Annotated in this window: 1 protein-coding gene; it reads left to right on the top strand. The window is 63.4% G+C overall.

Features of this window, described 5'->3' with window-relative positions; genetic code table 11:
- A partial coding sequence (locus AB2L51_RS15190) for a hemagglutinin repeat-containing protein (RefSeq protein WP_400922673.1) occupies positions 1–273 on the top strand: 273 nt, incomplete at both ends.

Genomic DNA, 273 nt, shown 5'->3' with positions numbered 1-273 from the left:
CACCAAGACCGACAGCGATTCGCGCCAGCACGGCAGCCAGATCGTCGCCAGCCGCGACGCGCAACTGTCGTCCGGCAAAGACACCGAATTGAAAGCCGCCAAGGTCGACGCGAAGAACGATCTCAGCGTGCAAAGCGGCGGCGACCTGCGCCTGACCGCCGCCACTGAAAGCCACACCCAAACCGATCAGGGCAAGCATCGCAAGCACCTGTGGAAAGCCGATTGGGACAGCAGCAGCGAAGAGCAGCGCAGCGTCACCAGCCAGTTGAAGGC

This window comes from Acetobacter fabarum (assembly GCF_040702925.2).
Classification (GTDB): domain Bacteria; phylum Pseudomonadota; class Alphaproteobacteria; order Acetobacterales; family Acetobacteraceae; genus Acetobacter; species Acetobacter fabarum_B.
Note: the sequence above shows the minus strand (reverse complement) of the source record. Positions and strands in the feature narration are given on the sequence as shown.